The sequence below is a fragment of the Rhodococcus rhodochrous genome, from assembly GCF_014854695.1.
GTDB lineage: Bacteria > Actinomycetota > Actinomycetes > Mycobacteriales > Mycobacteriaceae > Rhodococcus.
The window spans coordinates 4,914,662-4,936,467 of sequence record NZ_CP027557.1; the positions used below are offsets into that span (position 1 = coordinate 4,914,662).

The 21,806-nt window shown below is 64.8% G+C and carries 19 protein-coding genes and 1 pseudogene; 5 read left to right on the forward strand and 15 right to left on the reverse strand.

Features of this window, described 5'->3' with window-relative positions; translation table 11 throughout:
• Positions 1 to 97 precede the first annotated feature (97 nt).
• The 7 genes and pseudogenes from C6Y44_RS22430 to C6Y44_RS22455 form a co-directional block, all read right to left on the reverse strand.
• Positions 98 to 718 (reverse strand): TetR/AcrR family transcriptional regulator, encoded by a 621-nt coding sequence (locus C6Y44_RS22430; protein ID WP_016694569.1) that lies wholly within the window; start codon positions 716 to 718, stop codon positions 98 to 100.
• Between the two features lie 102 nt (positions 719 to 820).
• Positions 821 to 992, reverse strand: a pseudogene (locus C6Y44_RS28180) (cytochrome P450); the annotation flags it as partial.
• 285 nt (positions 993 to 1,277) lie between these two features.
• Positions 1,278 to 1,910 (reverse strand): TetR/AcrR family transcriptional regulator, encoded by a 633-nt coding sequence (locus C6Y44_RS22435; protein WP_016694568.1) that lies wholly within the window; start codon positions 1,908 to 1,910, stop codon positions 1,278 to 1,280.
• Between the two features lie 165 nt (positions 1,911 to 2,075).
• Entirely contained in the window at positions 2,076 to 2,921 is an 846-nt protein-coding gene (locus C6Y44_RS22440) for an enoyl-CoA hydratase-related protein (protein ID WP_016694567.1), read from the reverse strand.
• A gap of 34 nt (positions 2,922 to 2,955) precedes the next feature.
• Entirely contained in the window at positions 2,956 to 4,473 is a 1,518-nt protein-coding gene (locus C6Y44_RS22445; protein WP_159417380.1) for a class I adenylate-forming enzyme family protein, read from the reverse strand.
• Positions 4,474 to 4,600: 127 nt separating this feature from the next.
• Positions 4,601 to 6,037, reverse strand: a complete 1,437-nt coding sequence (locus C6Y44_RS22450) for an MFS transporter (RefSeq protein WP_159417379.1) — start codon at positions 6,035 to 6,037, stop codon at positions 4,601 to 4,603.
• 6 nt (positions 6,038 to 6,043) lie between these two features.
• The gene (locus C6Y44_RS22455) at positions 6,044 to 7,006 is read right to left on the reverse strand and encodes a PDR/VanB family oxidoreductase (RefSeq protein WP_159417378.1); all 963 of its coding nucleotides are present in this window, start codon (positions 7,004 to 7,006) and stop codon (positions 6,044 to 6,046) included.
• A gap of 110 nt (positions 7,007 to 7,116) precedes the next feature.
• Between C6Y44_RS22455 and C6Y44_RS22460 the strand changes: the two genes are divergently transcribed.
• From C6Y44_RS22460 to C6Y44_RS22470, 3 genes are all read left to right on the forward strand, one after another.
• Positions 7,117 to 7,908, forward strand: a complete 792-nt coding sequence (locus tag C6Y44_RS22460) for an SDR family NAD(P)-dependent oxidoreductase (RefSeq protein ID WP_016694563.1) — start codon at positions 7,117 to 7,119, stop codon at positions 7,906 to 7,908.
• A 42-nt stretch (positions 7,909 to 7,950) separates the two neighbouring features.
• Positions 7,951 to 8,814 carry an alpha/beta fold hydrolase gene (locus tag C6Y44_RS22465; RefSeq protein ID WP_026061651.1) on the forward strand — a complete coding sequence of 288 codons (864 nt, stop codon included), beginning with the start codon at positions 7,951 to 7,953 and terminating at the stop codon, positions 8,812 to 8,814.
• 84 nt (positions 8,815 to 8,898) lie between these two features.
• Positions 8,899 to 9,561 carry a TetR family transcriptional regulator gene (locus tag C6Y44_RS22470; protein ID WP_026061650.1) on the forward strand — a complete coding sequence of 221 codons (663 nt, stop codon included), beginning with the start codon at positions 8,899 to 8,901 and terminating at the stop codon, positions 9,559 to 9,561.
• 78 nt (positions 9,562 to 9,639) lie between these two features.
• Here C6Y44_RS22470 and C6Y44_RS22475 read toward each other — a convergent pair whose 3' ends face one another.
• Positions 9,640 to 11,130 (reverse strand): aldehyde dehydrogenase, encoded by a 1,491-nt coding sequence (locus tag C6Y44_RS22475; protein ID WP_016694560.1) that lies wholly within the window; start codon positions 11,128 to 11,130, stop codon positions 9,640 to 9,642.
• A 280-nt stretch (positions 11,131 to 11,410) separates the two neighbouring features.
• Positions 11,411 to 12,397, reverse strand: coding sequence for a GNAT family N-acetyltransferase (locus C6Y44_RS22480; RefSeq protein WP_159419101.1), 987 nt, complete (start codon positions 12,395 to 12,397; stop codon positions 11,411 to 11,413).
• A gap of 161 nt (positions 12,398 to 12,558) precedes the next feature.
• Between C6Y44_RS22480 and C6Y44_RS22485 the strand changes: the two genes are divergently transcribed.
• Together C6Y44_RS22485 and C6Y44_RS22490 are read left to right on the forward strand one after the other, a co-directional pair.
• Positions 12,559 to 13,728, forward strand: a complete 1,170-nt coding sequence (locus tag C6Y44_RS22485; RefSeq protein WP_016694557.1) for an aromatic ring-hydroxylating oxygenase subunit alpha — start codon at positions 12,559 to 12,561, stop codon at positions 13,726 to 13,728.
• Positions 13,729 to 13,781: 53 nt separating this feature from the next.
• Positions 13,782 to 14,933, forward strand: a complete 1,152-nt coding sequence (locus tag C6Y44_RS22490; protein WP_159417377.1) for an acyl-CoA dehydrogenase family protein — start codon at positions 13,782 to 13,784, stop codon at positions 14,931 to 14,933.
• A 59-nt stretch (positions 14,934 to 14,992) separates the two neighbouring features.
• Here C6Y44_RS22490 and C6Y44_RS22495 read toward each other — a convergent pair whose 3' ends face one another.
• From C6Y44_RS22495 to C6Y44_RS22515, 6 genes are all read right to left on the reverse strand, one after another.
• The gene (locus C6Y44_RS22495; protein ID WP_016694555.1) at positions 14,993 to 16,222 is read right to left on the reverse strand and encodes a cytochrome P450; all 1,230 of its coding nucleotides are present in this window, start codon (positions 16,220 to 16,222) and stop codon (positions 14,993 to 14,995) included.
• A gap of 89 nt (positions 16,223 to 16,311) precedes the next feature.
• Entirely contained in the window at positions 16,312 to 17,535 is a 1,224-nt protein-coding gene (locus tag C6Y44_RS22500) for a cytochrome P450 (RefSeq protein ID WP_026061648.1), read from the reverse strand.
• A gap of 37 nt (positions 17,536 to 17,572) precedes the next feature.
• Entirely contained in the window at positions 17,573 to 17,806 is a 234-nt protein-coding gene (locus C6Y44_RS22505) for a ferredoxin (protein ID WP_016694553.1), read from the reverse strand.
• 5 nt (positions 17,807 to 17,811) lie between these two features.
• On the reverse strand, positions 17,812 to 18,687 hold the full coding sequence (locus tag C6Y44_RS22510) for an SDR family NAD(P)-dependent oxidoreductase (protein ID WP_016694552.1): 876 nt from the start codon (positions 18,685 to 18,687) through the stop codon (positions 17,812 to 17,814).
• A gap of 232 nt (positions 18,688 to 18,919) precedes the next feature.
• Positions 18,920 to 19,138, reverse strand: coding sequence for a DUF1059 domain-containing protein (locus C6Y44_RS28185; protein ID WP_404817777.1), 219 nt, complete (start codon positions 19,136 to 19,138; stop codon positions 18,920 to 18,922).
• A gap of 232 nt (positions 19,139 to 19,370) precedes the next feature.
• Positions 19,371 to 21,797, reverse strand: coding sequence for a CaiB/BaiF CoA transferase family protein (locus tag C6Y44_RS22515; protein ID WP_159417376.1), 2,427 nt, complete (start codon positions 21,795 to 21,797; stop codon positions 19,371 to 19,373).
• Positions 21,798 to 21,806 lie beyond the last annotated feature (9 nt).

Consider the following 21,806-nt stretch of genomic DNA (forward strand, 5'->3'; position numbering starts at 1 on the left):
GTGCGGAACTACTCAGCTTGTTGCAATGTCTCTTGTTTCACCGCATCGGGGCGCGTCACGATCGGACCGACCCGCCACGGGAGATACCCGAGGCGTGTCAGGAAACGTTGGTCGCGACGTCGCCGACGATGCCCGGCAACAGGAGTTTGGTCAGCAGATCACGATTCGTCTCGCCCAGCGGGTCACCGAAGTCCATGCGCCCGACGAGGATCAGTTCGACCAGGGTGATCCACTTGCAGATCTCGGCGTCCGTGATGCCGTCGCGGATCTCGTCACGCTCGCGCGCCGCCGCGAGCAGCGGCGCCCACATCTCGAACGTGAGTCTCGCCGCCAGCTCCGAACTACCCTCGAGGGCGGAGCCACGATCGACATGTTCCGGGCTGACGATCAATCGGATCGCCGGGTCGCGTCGGCCCCGGTCCACCAGGTACAACAGACCGTCGACGACCTGATCTGCGAAGGAAGCGCGGTCGGCGACATAGACGTGCGTGTCGTCGAAGAGCCTGCGTGCCCTGGCCTCGATCAACGAGGTGATCAGGGTGTCGCGATCGCGGAAGTACCGGTATATCGTCGGACGGGAAACCCCCGTTTCCCTGGCGACGTCGTCTATCGTGGTCTTGGCCACCCCGAAGCGTTCGACCGTATTGTCGGCGGCTGCGAGAATCTGGGCCCGAGCAGTCTCGGCATTGTCACTGAGGACGCTCTGACGCCGCGCCATGCATCCTCCCCTGCCGAAGTCTTTACCTGCAATTGACGAATTATAGTCGAGACCTTCCGACCACCCGTCGGCACCTGAGCGTGCCGAGGGGTGGGCCAGGAGTCACATCGCCGGAATGAACGTGATCGGTAGCCGCATGCATCCGCGAACCTGGTCGGCGTGCAGGACCGGCGGATCGTTCTCGACCAGGGCGGGCGTAGTCGGAAATTCTGCGGCGGAGTTCTTCCAGCGCCACCGACAGTTCGGTGCGCTCGCGATGCGATCCCGTACAGCGCCTTTCGATGTCCAGTTCCGTGTTCCGTTGCTGGACGCACGGCGTCGCCCGATGAAAGCTCTTGGGGGACAACTGGGTAACCCTGGTCGTTGCAATCGGTCAATCGAAATGAGGTGCGGTAACACATTCCGTCCGAAAAGACCTGCATGAGCGCGGAACTACAGCAGTGCGCACCTGTCCCGGACGGCTCCGTACGCCGGCGACAGAAGGTGAAGATCAACAACTTCGCCAGCGGCGGAACCGCACACCGGAAGCATCGCCGTATCGGCGCCGACGAGAGAAGACCTACGAACGCGCTCGCCGCGGCGACGGTGCGGCGTCGACGATGCACGGCAACAGGAAGTTGGTGAGCATGCGGCGGTTGTCGGGGTCGTCCTCGGAGTTGAAGTCCATACGTCCGACGAGGATGAGCTGCACCAGCGCAATCCACTGGCAGATCTCCTCGTCGGTGAGTCCCTCACGGATCTCGCCGCGCGCCCGGGCCTCCTCCAGCAGAGGGGCCCACATCTCGTAGGTCAGCCGCGCGGCGAGACCGCTGCTGCCCACCAGAGCGGTCGCCATGTCCATGTGTTCGGGACTGACGATGAGCCGAACGATCGGGTCCTGGCGGCCACGATCGACGAGGAAGATCAAACCGTCCACGATCTGTTCGGCGAAGGTCTCCCGTTGACGCAGGAAGTCCCGAGCCTTGCCGAAGAGGCGGCGGGAACGGGCCTCGATCAACGCGATGATCAGAGAATCGCGGTCGCCGAAGTAGCGGTAGACCGTCGGCCGCGAGACGCCCGCTTCCTTCGCGATGTCGTCCATGGTGGTCTTGACGACGCCGTACCGCTGGAACATCGCCTCGGCAGCTGCCAGAATCTTGCCGCGTGCCGTTTCGGTGTCGTCGCCGAGGACACTCGACCGTCGTCGCGCCATACCGCAGCCCTGCCTTCTCGTTGGTCCCGATACGCCCGATGTTACAAGATCCGTCACTTGTCAACGCGTGCAAATCCGACGGGGCTGGTCATACGACGCTTGCGGCCCCTTCCCGGATGTCTTCCGAGAAGGGGCCGCAAGCGACAGAACACCGGCAGTCGTTACCTAGCTTTCGAACAGGTCCGGCAACCCGTCCGAGATCCGGTTCGGGAATTTCGGTTCGCGCTTGGCCAGGAACGCCTCGACGCCTTCACGCACGTCGTCGGATGTCCCACGAACGTGGATGCCGATCGACTCCGCTCGATGGGCGACCTCCGGACTCGATGCGCCGAGCATCTGCCACATCAACTGCCGGGTCAGGGCAGCCGAGACAGGCGCGGTGCCCGACACCAGCTCACGGGCGATCGCGATGGCGCGGTCGAGGACCTGCTCGGCGGGCAGCACCTCCCGAACGAGTCCCCGTTCCAGGGCCTCGGCGACCGGCACCATCTTTCCGCCGACGGTCCATTCGACGGCCGTGGAGATGCCGACGGCCCGTGGCAGGAACCAGGTCGAGCACGCCTCCGGCACCAGTCCCCGACGGGTGAACACGAATCCGAACTTCGCCGTGTCCGCTGCGATACGGATGTCGGCCGGCAACGTCATCGTCACACCGACGCCCGCGGCAGGGCCGTTGATTGCGGCGATCACCGGCTTCAGCGAACGGTAGATCCGCAGCGTAACCCGTCCACCGAGATCCGGCGGTGCGCCGCCCGTGTCGGGGTCGTCACCGAGAACGAAGGTGTCTCCGCCTGCGGCGAGATCGGCACCGGCGCAGAAACCACGGCCTGTCCCGGTGACGACCACAGCGCGTATCTCGTCGTCGGCGTCCGTCTCGTCGAACATCGCGATGAGCCGTTCGCCCATCTCGTCGGTGAATGCGTTGAGCCTGTCGGGGCGGTTCAGGCGCATCACGGCGATCTCGCCGTGACGCTCCAGAACTACCGAATCCTCGGTACCGTTCTCGGACAAAGCGGCTCCCTTTCCGGTCCTCCGAATCGAATGCTCAGCGGACCTTGTCGTATCGGTCGGCGACGTCCTTGTATTCGGATCGGATCGCCGTCTTCGACAGCTTGCCACTGGGGAGCCGAGGCAGGGGCTCGTCGCGGATCACGACATAGCGCGGGACCTTGTAGTCGGTCATGAGGCGATCGCAGTGTTCGATGATGGTTGCCTCGTCGACACCGTTTTCGACGGTCACGATCGCTGCGGGGGTTTCGCCGAACCGGTCGTCGGATGCCGCGATCACCGCGACCTCCTGGACACCGGGGATCTCGCCGATCACACGCTCGATCTCCACCGGCGAGATATTGATGCCACCGGTGATGATCAGGTCCTTGAGTCGGTCGACGAACTTGACGCGCCCTTCTTCGTCGCGGGTACCGAGGTCACCGCTGTGCAGCCAACCGTCCCGCAAAGCCAGGGAGGTCGATTCCGGGTCGTTCCAGTAGCCGGGGGTCACGCCCGGGCCGCGGAGCAGGATCTCGCCTTCCTCACCCGGATCGGCTTCGGTCCCGTCGTCGCGAACGACCTTGATTTCGGTGAAGATCGAGCCCGAACCGCAGGAATCCGGGTGATCGAACGCCTCGGCGACGAGCGTGGCCGTGGCGACACCGCCGGCTTCGGTCATGCCGTAGATCTGACGCAGCGCCACCCCCTTGTCCGCCCAGCGCTTCAGCAGTGCCGGGGCGACGGCAGCCCCGCCGACGATGGCGGTACGAAGCGACGACAGATCCGCCTTCTCGAATTCCGGAGACCTGGAGATCGCATCGAAGATGAGCGGCACACCGAAGATCGCCTGCACCTTGTGCTCGCCGAGAAGCCGTGCAGCGCGGTTCGGCTCGAGTTCCTTCTCGACTATCAGGGTGCCGCCGAGAACGGTGGTCATGACCAGGCCCCACACGAGTCCCGGTGTGAAGACCAGCGGCAGCACCAGCAACGAGGTCGATCCGGGGCGGAAGCCTTCCTCGGTGAGGGTGGCTTCGAAGACGATGTTCAGCAATGTCCGGTTCGTGCAGACGACGCCCTTCGACATGCCGGTCGACCCACTGGTGAACAGCAGGGCGGTGGGCTCATCGGGTTCGAGGTCGATCCTGAAGTCGTCCCGTCCACCTTCGCGGAGCGGAGCGATGTCGGAAAACGCGAGCACCTCGAAGGTCCCCCCGAGCGCCCGGGCGTCCTCGACGAGGGAAGTGAATTCGTCGGGCGCCACGACCATCGACAGACCTGCGTCGTCGGCCACCTTGCGAAGTTCTGCCGGCTTGTAGCGCGGGTTGAGGGGGACGAGCACCGCACCGGCCTTGAACACCGCGAGGGTGACCACCGGCCATGTCAGCGAGTTCGGGCCGAGCACACCGACTCGCTCACCCTTTGCTATGCCTCGCTCGACGATCGTGCGCGCGATGCGACCGGACCAGTCCTGAAGCTCGCGATAGGTGAGCGCTTCACCCGCGACGACGATCGCGGTCTGCTCACCCTTGGTCTTCGCCCACCAGTGCAGGGCCGAGCCGACAGTGGAAGCCATTTTGGTCCTTGCCTTCCTTGATCGAGAGAGATCTCGAATCCGTTTTTCCCAAAGAGTTTTCGGCGCGAGAGAATCGGAAGGTCCTCGTATCGCGTGTGGCTCAGGCTATAAGGAAGTCGATGAGACGTCAATCAAAATTTGTAGTTTGCCAAAATCTGGCACTGAGGGCCACGAGCCCGGCCGCCAGCGTGGTCGCACCGCCGACGGCGAATGCCGCGACATAGGCCTGCGCGGATGCCAGATCGCTACCCGCAACGGTTACCGTGGCGAGCAGCGAACCCACCAGAGCGCTGGCCAGCGAACTCCCGAAGGTTCTGGCAATCGCGTTGATACCGTTCGCAACACCGGTGTACTGCATCGGCACATGGTCGACGAGCATCGCGGGCAACGCCCCGTAGGCCGCGCTGACGAAGGTGTTCAACACCGCCACCGCGATGATCATCTGCCACGTGTGATCGTGGAAGAACATGACGAACCCGAATCCGCACACGCCGATGCCACACGCCACCGCCAGGACCCGGTCGGCGCGGAACCTCCGCACCAGGAATCCGCTCACCACGGCGGCCGTCACGCCGACGACCTGCCCCGGCATCAGATAGAACAGACTCGTTTCGAGAACGGAGGCACCGAACCCGTATCCCACCACGTGCGGATCGGCTTGAACGAACATCGCAATGGCCAGGAACTGCACGAACATCGCGATGCCGACCAGAAAAGCAGCGAGATGTGCCGGGGCGACGGATCGGCCGGTCAGCAGCGCCGGTGCTACCAGAGGAGCCTCGGATCGTTGTTCGTGTCGGTACCAGAGCAACAGCACGATCACACCGAAGAGCGCGCAACCGACCGTCGGCAGGGACAACCAACCCCATGCCCCACCCTGCGCAAGTGCCAGAAGAAGGCAGGAAAGACCGAGAGTCAACCCCACCGCTCCCCCGAAATCGGTTCCTCCTCCCGATCCCGAACCCGGAGATCGGGGAACGACGAACCACGCGACGACCGTCGCCAGGACGACGAGAACCACGAGCAGCCAGAAGATCTCGCGATAGTCGTCACCGTCCGTGTACAGCAGGCCCGCAGCGATCATCCCGAGGCCACCACCGACGCTCATCATCCCGGACATGATGCCCAGAGCCGTCGGAAGACGATGTGATCCGAGAGCACTGCGCAACACGGCCACACCGATCGGAAACAACGCGAACGAGACCCCTTGCAGCGCACGACCGGCGATGAGGACGGGCAGCGAGTCCCACGCGACGCACAACAGCGAGCCGACGAAAACCACTGCCAGGACCCCCAGGAGCACCGTTCGTGGTCCACGACGGTCTGCGAGTCTGCCCAGCAAGGGCGTGGACACCGTGGCGGCAAGAAGATTCGCGGTGATGATCCACCCCGCAGGACCCACGCCGGCATCGAGTTGTTCCACGATGACCGGCATCAACGGCACCACTGCGGTCTGCATGATCGCCGTGATCATCACGACGAGACACATCGAGGGGATCAGCACCGCGGGCGATGCGGATCGCTGCCGCGTGGGGCTCGCCGTCGCGGTGTGCTCGGTGACCATCGTTCGCTACAGGTCCAGCGTGAGTCTGCTCGTGCAGCTGCGAGACACGCAGATCATCATGCAGTCGTTCGCGGCTTGCTCGTCCTCCGTGAGGACCGAGTCGCGGTGATCGGGAACCCCCTCCACGACCGCGACCTCACACGTGCCGCACGTTCCCTCACGGCATGAGAACGGTGTGTCCACACCGGACCGCAGAACCGCATCCAGCAGAGTCTCGTCGGCCCCGACCGTGATCGTCGAACCGGACCTGTGAAGTTCGACCTCGAAGGTGTCGTCGAGGGCATCGACGGGAATCGCCTTCGCTGCGAATCTTTCGACGTGCAGGACCAGCCCTTCGCGCTCGCGGCACAGGGCTTCGATCGCCTGCAACAGCGGCTCGGGGCCGCAGCAGTACACATGGGTTCCGTCGGGCATCGAGTCGAGAGCGGAAGCAAGATCGAGCAGACCGTACTCGTCCTGGGGGCGAAGGGCGATCCTGTCCTCGTACCGATCGGAGAGTTCGGCGGCGAACGCCATGCTCGCTCGGGAGCGGCCGCCGTAGAGCAGGCGCCATTGCGCGCCTGCGTCGTGCGCAGCACGCATCATCGGCAGCAGCGGCGTGATTCCGATCCCGCCCGCGACGAAAAGATAGGAGTCTGCGGCCTCGAACGTGAAGTTGTTCCGAGGTCCCGCGATACTCACGAGGTCGCCGACCTGCAGGGTGTCGTGTACCCACCGTGAACCGCCGCGGCCGTCCTCTTCCCGGAGGACCGCGATGGTCAGACAGGTGTCGTCTGCCGGGTCACCGCACAGCGAGTACTGCCGCACGGTCGACTCGTCGATGATGATGTCGATGTGCGATCCGGCCTCCCAGGCGGGGATCCTGCCTCCGTCCGGATCGGCGAGGCGCACCGCGACGACCCCGTCGGCGAGCACGTCTTTGCCGATCACCAGCATCTTGCTCTGCTCCACATCGGTGTCAGCGGTCATCGGTGTTCTCGCTTCCCTGGACTTCAACTACGATCTAATCTTATGTAATTAGTTTTAGGGCGCGCAAGGCGTACCCGCGAATCCACCCCCGAAAGGCACAGGAGAACTCGATGACCTCGATAGATACAGCAGGGACCGACGGTTCGATCCTCGACCTGTTCCGACTCGACGGGTCTGTCGCAGTCGTCACCGGGGCCGGTAGCGGCCTGGGCGCAGGATTCGCCCGGGCGCTCGCGGAAGCCGGCGCGGACGTCGTGATCGCCGCCCGCCGCCGCGAGAACCTCGAAGCCGTCGCATCCACCGTCGAAGCCCTCGGTCGCCGCTGCCTCGTCGCCCCCACCGACGTGACGGATCCCGAGCAGTGCAACGCTCTCGTCGAAGCGACGGTGGACGAGTTCGGGCGGGTGGACATTCTCGTCAACAACGCCGGGGTGACACACGCGGCTCCGGCGACGCGGGAGCGTCCCGAAGATTTCCGCAACGTTCTCGACGTGAACCTGCTCGGCGCATACTGGGTGGCACAAGCGTGCGGTCGCGTCATGAAACCCGGATCGAGCATCGTCAACGTCGCCAGCATGCTCGGGCTGGTCAAATCCGTTATGCCGCAGGCCGCCTACGCGGCCAGCAAGGCCGGTCTCATCGGATTGACCCGCGATCTGTCGCACCAGTGGGCGCAGCGAAAAGGAATCCGCGTCAACGCGATCGCGCCGGGCTTCGTCGAGACCGACATGATTTCCGAGATGTCGTCGGATACGCTCGCGGAGTTCCTGCGTGGCAGTTCGCTCGGACGCACCGCCACCCAGCGCGAAATCGATGCTGCCGTCGTCTTCCTCGCCGGCCGAGGGTCGAGTTACATCACCGGATCGACACTGGCGGTCGACGGCGGCACCTCCGGGCACTGATCTCCGACCCGGACACGCCCCGACAACCGAGGACGACGAACCATGACCATTTCCGGCCGGCGAACCGAATTACGCGGCGACGGCGTGCTGCTCGCAGCAGATCTGTGGGAACCCGCGCACGACCGCAAGGGCACCGTTCTACTGCTGCACGGCGGCGGGCAGACGAGACACTCCTGGCAGCGCACCGGGGCCAGGCTCGCGGAACAAGGCTGGCGCGCGTACACGATCGACGCCCGCGGCCACGGCGACAGTGAGTGGCCGGATGACGGGGACTACAGCTACGAGGCGAACGCGCGGGACATTCGCGCGGTCGTCGACGATCTGGGCGAATCACCGATTCTCGCGGGAGCGTCGATGGGCGGAATGGCCTCGCTCGTCGCCCAGGGAGACGATCCGGGACTTGCACGGGCTCTCGTGCTCGTCGATATCACTCCCAAGTCCGAACCCGAAGGTCTGGCCAAGATTACGGCGTTCATGGAAGCCGGGCTGTCGGGATTCGACACTCTGCACGACGCGCTCGACGCCGTCATCGCCTACAACCCGCACCGAACTCGGCCCCCGCGGATCGAGGGTCTGCGCAAGAACCTGAGGGAACGAGACGGTCGTTGGTACTGGCATTGGGACCCTCGGCTCCTCTCGCACCGAACCAACCTCCCGGAGAGTGCCGGCGAGCGCGAAGCACGTGCACGGGAAGCCGCACGCGCGGTCGGCGTTCCGACCCTTCTCATCCGCGGCTCCCAATCGGATGTGGTCAGTGACGAAGGCGCTCGCGACCTGCTCGAACTCATCCCCGGCGCGCGTCTCGTCGATGTGAGCGGCGCCGGGCACATGGTGGGGGGCGACGACAACGACGTGCTGAGCCGAGGCCTGCTCGAGTTCTTGAATGAGGTTGCCCTAACCGTGTGACCGTCCTCGAGACCGGAACAGATACCATTCAGTTCGACCGATCGGACAGATGCGTCCGGCAGCCGTACCTACCGAAAGCGAATGATGGCCCGACCGTCGAAGCCTCTCATCAGTCGCGCGTCCGCAGTGGCGGCGTCCATCGAGATCATCGACTCCGAGGGACTCGATGCATTCAGCCTGCCCCGGCTCGCGAAGCATCTCGGTGTCCGGGCACCGTCGCTCTACCACCACTTCGCCGACAAGTCGGAAATTCTCGAAGCGGTGGCGCGGCAGATCGCGGGTGCCGGCAATCTGCCGCGCCGTAAACCGGGGCCCGACTGGCCCGAGTACTTCGTGGCGTTGAGCCTGAACCTGCGACGATCGATTCTCAAGCACCGCAACGCCGCGCCGATCCTGCTTCAGTACCTACCGCGCGACCTGCTCATCGGAACATACGAGGACACTGCGCGGTTCCTCGACGACTCGGGTGTACCCGCGCACCTCCACGTGCAGATCCTCGACGGCATGGAACGGTTGACCCTGGGCGCTGTACTCACCGAGGCGATGCGCAAACCGAGCACGAAGAACACCATCTTCCCGAACGTCGATCCCGAGTCTCAGCCGCTGCTCGCGCATGCGCTTGCAGTGAACGAGAAGACCTCGCGCCAGTTGTTCGAGGAGATGATCCGGAGTTTCCTCCACGGAGTGGTGCGCAACACGTCCGTCGAGGTCGTCGAGCCCGCCCAGGCGACTGCGTCCGTTCGATAGCCTTTCCGGTCGATACGACCGGTGACGCCCCCGCCGATGGCGGGGGCGTCGCTGTTTTGCGCTACCGGTGACTCGACGTCACGGAACCGGCATGTGGACGGTCTTCACCTCGAAGAACTCCTCGAGTCCCTCGATGCCGCCTTCACGCCCCAGACCGGACTGCTTGTACCCACCGAACGGCAGGGTGAAGTCCATCGTGGCGCTGTTGACGCTGATGGTCCCGGTACGGATCCGGCGAGCGATCTCGAAGCCGTGGTCGATGTTTTCCGTGTACACCGCCCCGGAAAGTCCGTAGATCGAGTTGTTGGCGATCGCGATCGCGTCCTCTTCGTCTTCGTAGGTGATCACCGAGATGACCGGGCCGAAGACCTCTTCCTGCGCGATACGCGAATCGGGTGCCACGTCGTCGATCAGAGTGGGAGCGACGAAGAAGCCCTTCTCCAGACCCTCCGGACGACCACCGCCGACGACGACCTTCGCACCGTCCTCCTTCGCGATGTCGATGTAGCCGAGCACCCGGTCCTGCTGGCGCTTCGAGGTGAGCGGACCGAGGAAGTTGGTCGGCTCCCAGGGGTTTCCGACGGGAAGCGAACCGTACGCGGCCTTCAGTACCTCGACCACCTCGTCGTGGCGCTTGCGGGAGACGAGGACGCGGGTCAGCGCGATGCATGCCTGGCCGGACTGCATGCAGCCACCCATCGGGAGGCTCTGCACCACGTGGTTGATGTCGGCGTCGTCGAGGATGATCGCCGCGGACTTGCCACCGAGCTCGAGCGAGACCCGCGCGATGCGCTCACTCGCCAACGCCATGATGCGGCGACCGGCGGCGGTACTGCCGGTGAAGGTCACGTGGTCCACCTCGGGGTTGGTCACCAGCGTTTCCGACACCTCCCGATCGGCGCACAGCACGCTCACGACGCCTTCGGGGATACGTCCTTCCTCGACCAGCTCGGCGACGACGTCGGCGAAGATCGACGGTGAGATCGGCGCTTCGGGGGCCGTCTTGAGCACGACGGAGCAACCGGCGGCGAGAGCCGGCGCGACCTTGAACGCCACCGTGCCGAGAGGCCCGTTCCACGGGATGATGGCGGCGACGACGCCGGTGGGTTCCCGGAGGATCCGGGACACCCCTCCGTCCGCGCGGGGCCGTTCCTCGCTGGTCTCGAAGTTCCGTGCGACAGCCGCGACTGCGCGGAACAGACCACCGACCATCTGCTGGGTGGGGCGGCTGACGCTCACGGGCACCCCGACCTCGATCACGCCGAGGGCGGTCAGTTCGTCCACCCTCTGTTCGAGGCGGTCCGCGATCGTGTCGAGCACGTCGGCGCGCTCGGCCATCGAGCGCGATGCCCACTGACCTTCGTCGAACGATTTGCGGGCTGCGGCAACAGCTCTCGCGACGTCTTCGGCAGTTGCTGCGCGTACGCGCGCAGCGGTCTCCTCGCTGAACGAGTCGACGACCTCGATCCAGTCGTCACCGGTCGAGTCCACCCAGTGGCCCCCGATGAAGATCTGGTCGCGGTCGGCGATGGTCGGACGCGAATCAGCCGTGGTCTCGGTGGTCGTCATGTTCGGAGCTCCTTCGTTCAGCGGATGTTGTAGCCGGCGTCGACCGGGAAGGTGTTCAGGCCGATACTGGAGAGCCCGGCTGCGGAATTGGTGATGAAAGCGACCTCACCTTCGAGTCTCGCCATGTGAATGCCCCTATCGGGAGATGGTTTCCGATCACCTACCGCGCGTGTACCGGACGGGCGTCCACGCGCTCGTGTGAACCACACCACAGACCGTAGCCACCTACAGCCATTAGGTCAACACCTGACGGGATTCGTTTTTCGTATCGCGTAGCGCCTCAGAAGCTCGGTACGTCCGACCACTCACCGACCTGATAGCACGAATGCTCCTCTTCCTGCTCGAATCCCATCACGCGGCACATCCGGACGGCCCCGGCGTCACTCGGGTCGATGCGAAGGAGCGCGATCTGCGCCTTCGCCTCCCGAAGCGTCGCCAACGCGCCCGTCAGCAGCGCGGTCCCCAACCCCGCCTCCCGGGCCGACGCGGAGAGTACGAGTGCGCGAATCCATGCCGCCTTCAATTCGAGGTGCACGACCAGGGCCGGGTCGTACCACACGAATCCCACCGGTGAGCCCGAGGCGTCGGTCGCCACCAGCACCTCACCACTGCCCAACCGGACCTCGTCCACGAAACGTTCCCGCTGAGCCGGCACGAGCGAGGCCGATCCCAGCACCTGTTCGACGGCCTTCGACACCGCAGGATCGTCGAGCGGGCGCGCATCGGCGATCTCCGTTCCCACGGGCGGCTCGGCCCCGTCCAGCGGGCTCGGGAACGGGCCCGACAGGTGGCGGAAGAGGGTCCACTGCCGGCTCACGGCAGGAATCCCGAACCGGCGCGTGAGCCGCTCGGAGGCCGGGTGGGTGCTGAATGCCCAGCACCGCAGCGCGGTCGCCCCGGTGCCTCCCCAACCGCCTTCCGCAGTCGTCTCCAGTCCCATCTCCTCGACGAGCACCGTCGCGATCCCGCGGGAGCGATACTTCGGATGCACGACGAACTGGACCGTCCCCAAACCCTCGCGATCCACCTCGAGGTGCAGATACGCAACGACCACGAGCGGCGCATCGTCCCGCCCGCTCAGGTCGCGCCGCGCCTTGATCGGCAGATGGAGAACCCGCACGCCGTCGCGATCGACCGCGTCGACATCACCCGTACGAATCTTCGAGAACCCAGCCTCCTCGTCGTACTCCGCGGCGGCTTCGACGAGTGCGAGCACCTCGTCCCGATCGCCGGATTCCAATGTGGAACACCACTGATACGAGATCATTCTTCTGCTCCTAGTCTGCCGACGGCTTCCCGTAAATCTAATGCCCATCGGTATCGCGCCGCAATCGTCGATGCACCCTCGGAATCGACATCCGGGGTTTACACTTAAATCTACTTCAGTTAGATTTAATGCAATCGATCCGAGCCAACCCGGAGGCAGCCATGACAGAGGTCGGAATTCCCCGCGAGGAACGCATTCGCCGCGCCCTCGACCATCTGCGCAACGACACCACCGACGAGTACGAACACGTCACGTGGTTCGAACCGGCCGAGTTCACCGATCCCGAACTCGCCAAGATCGAACGCGACCGCATCTTCGGCCGTGTGCCGTCCATCGCGATCCACGGCTCCGAGATTCCCCGCGCAGGCGACTTCGTCACCCTCCAACTGCCGCGCAACAACGTCATCGTCGTCCGCCAGCGTGACGGAAACGTCAAGACCCTGGTCAACCACTGTCGTCACCGCGGTGCCATGGTCGAGAAGGAAGAGAAGGGCCGCAGCCGTCTCTTCTCCTGCCCGTACCACCGCTGGTCCTACGACACCGACGGCACCCTGCGCACCATCACTCGTGAGAACACCTTCGGCGACGCCGACTGCGCCGAACGCAACCTCGTCCAGCTCCCGACCGAGGAGCGCCACGGATTCGTGTGGATCGTCGACAATGCCGACGCCACGATCGACGTAGCCGACTGGCTCGGTCCCGAGATGGACGAGATCATGGGGTCCTACGGCCTCGACAAGATGGTCACCACGCGGATCAAGCGGTTCGACGAGCCCATCAACTGGAAGCTCATGCAGGATGCCTTCCTCGACGGCTACCACATCCAGTACGCGCACCCGAACACCGCGGCCAAGCACATCCACACCAACGTCATGGCGTTCGAGGACTTCGGCAATCACTGCCGATTCCTCAACCTCCGCAAGACCATCGACCGCTGGATCGAAGAGGATCCGGGCGACCGCAGCCTCGCCGAACACGTGACCGAGAGCCACCTCGTCGGCCCCAACAGCACCTTGCTCAAGCAGCCCGACCACTTCCAGCTGCTCACGTTCCGACCCGACCGGAACGACCCGCAGCGCTGCCACATGGAGATCCGCCTCGTCGCGCCCGTGCTCGAGGAGAGCGGTCTGACCGAGGAGCGCTACAACCGCATCTGGGACAAGAACGTGGAGATCCTGGTGGCGGTCCTGCACAACGAGGACTTCCCCATTCTGCGCAACTCCCAGCAGGCGATGGCCAGCGCGAACGCCGGAAACATGCTCCTGGGTCAGAACGAGGTCGCCAACCAGGTGTTCCGTCGCTCGATCCAGTCGCTCCTCGCCGAGAACTGACCCCTCGACACCGTCAGGCGGGCGCCCACCGGCGCCCGCCCAAGGAGGCTTACATGGAGAGCGATCTCTTCGAACCCGACCACGAACTCTTCCGCACATCGGTCCGCGGCTTCGTCGAGAAGCACGTCGTTCCGAACCTCGAGAAGTGGGACGTCGATCGGCTGATCGACCGCGAAACCTGGCTCGCAGCCGGAAAATTGGGCCTGCTCGGACTGAGCGTCCCGGAAGAGTTCGGGGGGCCCGGCGAATCCGACTACCGCTTCCGAGTCGCAATCCAGGCCGAGATCGCTCGTGTCGGCGCATCCGCGCTCCAGTCGGGGTTCTCCACGAACGACGACATCGTCCTCAACTACCTGCTCCGGCATGCCGACGACGACCAGAAGCGACGTTGGCTTCCGGGGTTCGTCACGGGTGAGACGATCGGGGCGATCGCGATGAGCGAGCCCGCCGCCGGCAGCGACCTGCGGGGTATCACGACCTCTGCTGTGCGCGACGGAAATCACTGGGTGCTCAACGGATCCAAGACCTTCATCACCAGCGGCATCCTCGCGGACCTCGTCATCGTCTTCGCCAGGACGGACCCCGACGCCGGCTCCCGCGGCTTCTCCCTGTTCGTCGTCGAAGATGGAATGCCGGGATTCTCCCGTGGCCGCAAACTCGACAAGGTCGGTCTCCATGCCCAGGACACCGCCGAACTCTTCTTCGAGAACGTCCGGGTCCCCGAGGAGAATCTGCTCGGTGAACTCGGAATGGGCTTCGGCTATCTGATGCAGAGCCTGCCCCTGGAGCGGCTCGGTATCGGCATCGCTGCGCAGATGTCGGCCGAAGCGGTCATGGACTGGACCCTCGACTACGTCAAGGAACGCACCGCATTCGGGAAGCGCATCGGAGAGTTCCAGGGTCTCGGATTCACGCTCGCCGAACTGCAGACCGCGGTGGAAGTTTCCCGCACCTACATCGACCGGTGTGTGCGGGAGTACAACAAGGGCACACTCACCGCAGTGGACGCGTCGAAGGCCAAGTTGTGGGCCACCGAACTCCAGGGGCGGGTGATCGACGCCGGCGTCCAGTTCCACGGAGGCTACGGCTACATGATGGAGTATCCCGTCGCGAAGGCGTTCATCGACGCTCGCATCCAGCGGATCTACGGGGGCACCAACGAGATCATGAAGGAAATCATCCATCGCGACCTGTTGAAGTCCTGATCGTGCGATACGGCGGAGGGGCCCGGGGAACCGGGACCCCTCCGCCGTTCTGCCTTACCTCACGACTCGGGTGTGAAGGTCAGCGGCAGTCGCACACAGCCCCGCACGGAGGTGCCGTGCATAAGCGGAGGATCGTTCTCGACCAGGGCATAATCGGGAATCCGCCGGTGAATTTCTTCCATGGCCGCTGTCAGTTCGATTCGTGCCAGATGCGATCCGAGGCACCGGTGCGGACCGGCACCGAAGGACAGGTGTCTGTTGGGCGCCCGATCGATCACGAACGCATCCGAGTTCTCGAACTCGGCCTCGTCGCGATTCGCGGAGCAGAGCAGCAACAACAATTGATCGTCCGCCTCGATGCGCACTCCACCGATCTCCACGTCCCGCGTCGCCCGCCGTCCCATACTCACCGCGGCTTCGATTCGCAGGATCTCCTCGACGGCGTCCGGGATCAGACCGGGGTCGTCGACGAGCGCCTGTCGTTGTGCCGGATTGTTCGCGAGATGCACCATCGCCCAGCCCAGAGATCCCTGTACGGTGTGCAATCCGGCGATCAGCAGCAGAAAGAACATGCGGCGAAGTTCGTCGTCGTCGAGGAGCCGCTCCACGCCGTCGACGTGGAGCGGTGTGTTCACGATCGTCGCTGTCACGCTGTCGGGGTCCTCACCACCGTTGCGCACACGATTCACGAAATCTCCGAAATACGCGAACACGTTGTTCGCCGCTTCGGCCCTCGCACGTGCCGATTCCTCTTCGCTTGCACCGGGAATACCTTGGAGGGCGATATCGGTCCATTCCGAGAACTGCTCTGCGTCCTCGAGCGGCCAGCCCATCAAGCTCAGGAACACACGGGTGGGTAGGGCATGCGCGAATTCGGCCACGAACTCGGCCTCGCCCTTTCCGGCGAATCCGTCGATGAGTTCGTTGACGATCGCACGGATCTTCGGCTCGAGGTCCTTCATCCGAGCCGGACCGAAAAGCGGTTGGAGGGCTTGGCGGTACTGGGTGTGCTCGGGCGGATCGATCTCGACCGGGATGAACTTGCCCTGTCCTGCGTCGACGAGATTGTTCGGGTAACTGGAGAACGTCTCGGCGTCACGAAGGATTCGGAAGATCTCGTCGTAGCGAGTGACGATCCAGTGGCCACCGTAGTGCGGGGACCAGACGATCGGACCGCGCGCCCGGAGCTCGGCCGCCTTCTCCTGGAAGACGTCGACCGGAAAGGCCAGTGTCGGATCGTAGACGTCGAAATCGACGACCAGATCGGCGGGGATGTTGCTGACTGTCATGGCGAATACCCTTCGAAAGCCGACCGGCGCGCCGAGATTCACCTGACGGTGGCTCGACGCGCCGGTCGGGAACCCGGAGGAAGGTCCGATCAGGAGGTCGGGGTGAACCTGATCGGCAGGCGGATACAGCCACGCACCTGAGTGGCGTGCAGAATCGGCGGGTCGGACTCGACCAGTTCGTAGTCGGGGATCCGTCGGTGCAGTTCTTCCAAGGCGATCGACAACTCGAGCCGGGCGAGATGGGACCCCAGGCACCGGTGCGGTCCGGCACCGAAGGACAGGTGGCGATTGGGGGTGCGCGCAAGATCCAGGGAGTTCGGATCGTCGAACTCTTCGGAATCCCGGTTTGCGGAGCACAGCATCGCGATGATCTGGTCGCCCTCCTTGATCCGGACTCCCCCGAGTTCGACGTCGCGCGTGGCGCGCCGGCCCATGATCACCGCTGCTTCGATGCGAAGGATCTCCTCCACTGCACTCGGCAGTAGTCCCTCGTCCTCGATGAGCGCTGCTCGCTGGTCGGGGCGATTGACCAGATGGATGATCGCCCACGCGAGTGACCCCTGCACCGTGTGCAAACCTGCGATGAGCAGGAGGAAGAACATGCGGGCGAGTTCTTCGTCGGTCAGCAGGCGCTTGCCGTCCGGAAGTTCGATCTCGGTGTGGATGAGCGTCGAGGTGACGTCGTCGCCGGGGTTCGCCCGTCGCTCTCCGATGATCTTGTGGAAGTACCCGAACATCTGCTGTGCGGCCTCGGCCCGCGCGTTCGCCGACTCTTCCTCGCTCGCACCGGGTTTGCCCATCAGCGCGATGTCGGTGGCCTCGGTGAACATCGGTGCGTCCTCGAGCGGCCAGTCCATCAGTGCCAGGAACACTCGCGTCGGCAACTCGTGCGCGAATTCCGAGACGAACTCGGCCTCGCCCTTCCCGGCGAATCCGTCGATGAGTTCGTTGACCACCGAGCGGATGCGTTCCGTGAGCGCCTTCATCCGATTCGGCGAGAAGAGCGGCTGAAGTGCCACGCGGTAGGCGGTGTGTTCCGGCGGATCGAGTTCGAGAGGCAGGAACTTGCCGTCTCCGGCATTGACGAGATTGTTCGGATAGCTCGAGAAGGTCTCCGGGTCACGGAGAACTTCATGGACTTCCTTGTAGCGGGTGACGATCCAGTGGCCGCCGTACGCGGTGGAGTAGACCACCGGTCCCTTCGCCGCCAACTCGGCGACCTTTTCCTGGACGGTGTCCACCGGATGGGTCAGTGAAGGGTCGTAGATGTCGAAGTCGACGACGGGAGCCGAATGCTCCTCGGTGATAGTCATGCCGTACACCCCGTTCGCAGAGGATTGTTTCGAAGGATCAAGCCGATTCGAGGGTCAGCGCGCGCTCGGGGCACACCGCGACGGCCTCCTCGGCCGCCGCGATGTGCTCATCGAGTTCGAGTAGTTCGTGCAGAAGGACCGGGTAACCGGAGTCGTCGCAATCCACCACCTGGGGTGAACGTCCGTAACACAGTCCATGCCCGGCGCACGCCGACCGGTCCACGACGAGGCGGCGGGTGCCGACCCGAGTCGTATTGTCGCGGTCGGTCACGACGGCTATCCCTCGCCGTGAGCCGAGGGGTCGTTGCCGTCCTCGGGGAACATCATCGCGACGCGGGAGAGCGTGCCACCGTCCGTGGTCGGCAAGGTGACGCCGTTGATGTAGGCGGAGTCGTCCGAAACCAGGAAGAGCGCAGCGCGTGCGTTGTCCTTCAGCGACGGCGGGCGATTCAGCTTGAGCGGAATCGGCGACACGCTCGGATCCCACGGTCCGGCGACCTCTTCGTAGGACTGCCCCACGACGGGAGTTCCGGCCGGTGCCAGGAAGTTCGGCGACATACCGTGCGTCGGAGCGATGGCATTGACCCGGATGCCGTACTTGCCCAGATCCAGGCTCAGGCCACGCACCATGCCGTTCACGCCGGCCTTCGTCGCCGAATATGCCGCAATGCTGTGGTACGCGACGAAGGATGCTGCCGACGAGGTTGCCAGGATGACCCCGCCACCATTGGCACGCAGGTGCGGAACGGCCGCCTTCGCTGTGTAGAAGACACCGGAGAGGTTCACCCCGACGACGTCCTGCCAGTCGGCATCGGTCAGGTCCTGGAACTCGACCTGCTCACCGCCGGCGACGGAAGGAACACCGCCTCGGGAGACGATACCCGCGTTGGCCCAGGCGATGTCGAGCTTCCCGAACGCGGAGACCGTTGCCTCGACGGCATCGATCACCTGCTTCTCCACCCGCACGTCCGCAGTGACCGCGATCGCGGTGCCGCCCTGCTTCTCGACCAGTTCGACCGTCCCCTTGGCGCGCTCCGCGTCGATATCGACGACGGCGACCTTGGCGCCCTCGGCCGCGAACAGTTGCGATGCTTCGCGGCCCAGACCGGAGCCGGCACCGGTGATCAGGGCGACTTTGCCTTCGAGTTTCATGGAAGTCTCCTCGGTTCAGAGATCTGAAGTGTGGTGGATGTCGTTTTCCGACAACATTTCTCGCCCCTGCCGGGCGAACAGCCGAATCGCTGGACGTTCCCGCTGCCGTTCAGCGGATGTGACACACACTACATACACGACACTTGATACGTCAATCGTTTTTTGTAAATCGCATAGCGGCGGCGATCCCGGGGATGCAGGTCGACGCCATCCGCCCCGCCCACCGCGAAGATCAGTACGAGATGAAGAGAATCTCGTCGCGCGAGTACTCCATACCAGGGTGCGATTCGCGCAGGTGCTCCTGAGCCCGGATCACGAGATCATCCTCGTCGACACCGGCGACGTGAGCACCACAGGGACAGTTCAATCGGGTCTTCGCTCTCATTGCGTCCAGCCCTTTCCAGGCGATCGAGGGACACCTACGGCGTCGCACGGGAGCGCGACGAGACATCCCCGAGGTGATATCGCCCGAACCGGGTGCGCACCGTGGTACACATCACACCGTAACTAATACACGTAGATTTACGCAAGACTCCGTTACACCGGAAACGCCCCTGGACCGCATCCGGTCCGATACGAGTTCGGCTTCCCGCCAGAGCAATTGCTGTAGCAAGGAAGTCGAATCGGTCCGTAGAGAGACGGAAGGCCCCCGAGGACGAACTCGGGGACCTTCCGGTGAAAGGTCAGACGCGGGCCGTGACCGACGACAGAGCGGGATCGTCCGCGGGCGGTTGCAACACGCCGTCGCTCACCAGAGCGTCGATCTCGGCGCCGTCCAACCCGAGCACGGTCTCGCAGATCTCACGTGTCTGCTGACCCGGTAGCGGTGCCGGTCGCAGCGGCCAATCCGGGATCGTGTCGAACCGTGCGACGCGCGTGGCCGTGGGCAGCGGATTCGGCAGCAACTCGTGTTCGAGTTCGGTATATGCCTCGCGAGCGACGAGCTGCGGGTTCGTGAGCAACTCGGGCAGACGAACCATCGCTCCCGCCGGAACACCCGCGGACTGCAAGGTTTCCATGGCCTCGGTCGGCGAGCGACGTGCAAGCCACTCCGCGAGAATCGCGTCCACCTCGGCGCGGTTCGCCAGACGTGCCGCAACCGAAGCGAATCGAGGGTCGCCGGCAAGATCGGAACGATCGAGCACCTCGCACAGACGCTGCCACTGCGTGTCGTCCTGAACGATGACGGCGCACCACTCGTCGTCTCCGGCGCAGGCGAACACACCGGAGGGCGCTGCGTACGGATCCGAGTTTCCCGGCGCCGAGATCGATCCCGGCTCGAGGTGTTCGGCGACCAGCTGGTTACCGAGTTGGACGATCGCGGTGTCGGCCTGGGCCACCTCGATTGCGGCGCCCTGCCCCGTCCGCAGACGATCGATCAGGACCGCCAGGACGGTGGTGGCCGTGACCTGCCCGGCGATGTGGTCCGGGTACACCGTCGAACCGTCACACAACCCGTCCGAAGTATCGGAGTACCGCCACAGAGCCGACACACCGCACGCGGCGCGGACCAGCGGCCCGTACCCGAGACGCGTGTTCCAGGGACCGACGCTGCCGAACGCGCTGCTCTCCGACACCACGATGCGCGGGTTGATCGCCCTCAGCTCTTCGTACGACAAGCCCATCGAGGCGAGGGTGCCGGGTTTGAAATTCGCCAGGACGACGTCGGCCTGTGCGGCGAGTTTCTTGAACACCGCAATGCCTTCGGCACTGCGGAGATTCAGCCCGAGACTGCGGCGGTTGCGGTGACCCCATGCCACCGATGCCGCGAGAGCGCCTTTTCGTCGCGACTGCCGTAGTCCGTCGGGAAAATCCGAATTCTCGATCTTGATGACGTCGGCACCGTTGTCGGCGAACTGGCGACCGAGTTCGGCACCGAACACCACGACGCCCAGATCGAGAACTCGCAAGCCCTCGAACGGACGCGACCCGATGGCACGCGACGGCGACGGCGGCTGCGGACGCGATCGGTCGGTGGCCGATCCGAACACCGCGTCGTCGTGCTCACCGAGCCGGGGGGCACGGAAGCGGAAACCGGCACGCTCACCGTTGATCTTGGCGTAGCCGGACGGGATCCGGGCCTCGAGCCCCGGCGCGATCTCCGTGTCGACGAAGGTCCCGGACGCTTCGAAATGATCGGTTCGCAGCACCTCCGAGACGGTGTTGAGCCCACCGATCGGGATGCCACGCGCAGCGCCCTCCGCCACGAGCTGGTCGCGGGTGTAGTCGGCGAACAGCGCGTCGATCAGCGGGTTGAGACGATCCGACGCCGCGAAGCGAGCGGGGATGGTGTCGTACTTCGGGTCCGCGAATTCTTCCGGCTCACCCAGCCATTCGAACATCGCCCGCCACTGGCGCCGGGCGAGCAGGCAGATGCGTACCTGACCGTCGGCGCACCGGTAGACCGGATAGAAGTTCGCCGCATCGGGTCGCCCGCGCGGGAAGTCCTCCGAGCGTCCGGCAGCCGCCGAACCCTGCACGCCGAATCCGGGGTCGAAACCGTGCACGATGACCTCGAACGCGGAGATGTCCACGGTCTGCCCCTGCCCGGTGTGCAGGCGGTCGTAGTAGGCGAGCAACGCCGACCACGCGGTGTGAACACCCACCGACTCGTCGACCAGACCGTTCGGCGGCAACAGCGGTGCCTCACCCGGCTCGCCGGAGCGGGACAACACCCCGCTGAGCGCGTACAGCACCTGCTCGGGTGCAGCCCAGTCCCGATACGGCCCGTCCTGACCGAACGGCGTGACCGAGACCGCGACGAGCTCGGGGTTGATCAGGCGCAGGTCGGTCGCGCCGACACCCCGCGACGCCAGATAACCGGGCGGCATGGATTCGATCAGGATGTCGGCCTGCCGCGCGAGCTCGCGCAGACGATCACGGCCCTCGTCGACCTCCAGGTCGGCGGTGACCCCCAGCTTGTTCGCGTTGCGCAGCGCGAACGGGATGCTCACTCCGCCGCGGATCGGCTCCGCCGATCGGGTCGGCGACCCGCCGGGAAGTTCGATGCGCACGACCTCGGCACCGAGATCGGCGAGAAATCGGGTCGCGGTGTCACCGAATCCGTTCGTCAGGTCCAGTACGCGGACATTCTGCAGAGGTAGTGCCATCGTGTACTC

Coding starts and splice junctions, on each gene's coding strand:
- C6Y44_RS22510 (WP_016694552.1), bottom strand. CDS start 18,687: ATGAAACTCGAAGGCAAAGTCGCCCTGATCACCGGTGCCGGCTCCGGT.
- C6Y44_RS22450 (WP_159417379.1), bottom strand. CDS start 6,037: ATGGTCACCGAGCACACCGCGACGGCGAGCCCCACGCGGCAGCGATCC.
- C6Y44_RS22490 (WP_159417377.1), top strand. CDS start 13,782: ATGGAGAGCGATCTCTTCGAACCCGACCACGAACTCTTCCGCACATCG.
- C6Y44_RS22500 (WP_026061648.1), bottom strand. CDS start 17,535: ATGACTATCACCGAGGAGCATTCGGCTCCCGTCGTCGACTTCGACATC.
- C6Y44_RS22480 (WP_159419101.1), bottom strand. CDS start 12,397: ATGATCTCGTATCAGTGGTGTTCCACATTGGAATCCGGCGATCGGGAC.
- C6Y44_RS28185 (WP_404817777.1), bottom strand. CDS start 19,138: ATGTCTCGTCGCGCTCCCGTGCGACGCCGTAGGTGTCCCTCGATCGCC.
- C6Y44_RS22475 (WP_016694560.1), bottom strand. CDS start 11,130: ATGACGACCACCGAGACCACGGCTGATTCGCGTCCGACCATCGCCGAC.
- C6Y44_RS22495 (WP_016694555.1), bottom strand. CDS start 16,222: ATGACAGTCAGCAACATCCCCGCCGATCTGGTCGTCGATTTCGACGTC.
- C6Y44_RS22485 (WP_016694557.1), top strand. CDS start 12,559: ATGACAGAGGTCGGAATTCCCCGCGAGGAACGCATTCGCCGCGCCCTC.
- C6Y44_RS22455 (WP_159417378.1), bottom strand. CDS start 7,006: ATGACCGCTGACACCGATGTGGAGCAGAGCAAGATGCTGGTGATCGGC.
- C6Y44_RS22470 (WP_026061650.1), top strand. CDS start 8,899: ATGGCCCGACCGTCGAAGCCTCTCATCAGTCGCGCGTCCGCAGTGGCG.
- C6Y44_RS22465 (WP_026061651.1), top strand. CDS start 7,951: ATGACCATTTCCGGCCGGCGAACCGAATTACGCGGCGACGGCGTGCTG.
- C6Y44_RS22445 (WP_159417380.1), bottom strand. CDS start 4,473: ATGGCTTCCACTGTCGGCTCGGCCCTGCACTGGTGGGCGAAGACCAAG.
- C6Y44_RS22460 (WP_016694563.1), top strand. CDS start 7,117: ATGACCTCGATAGATACAGCAGGGACCGACGGTTCGATCCTCGACCTG.
- C6Y44_RS22435 (WP_016694568.1), bottom strand. CDS start 1,910: ATGGCGCGACGACGGTCGAGTGTCCTCGGCGACGACACCGAAACGGCA.
- C6Y44_RS22515 (WP_159417376.1), bottom strand. CDS start 21,797: ATGGCACTACCTCTGCAGAATGTCCGCGTACTGGACCTGACGAACGGA.
- C6Y44_RS22430 (WP_016694569.1), bottom strand. CDS start 718: ATGGCGCGGCGTCAGAGCGTCCTCAGTGACAATGCCGAGACTGCTCGG.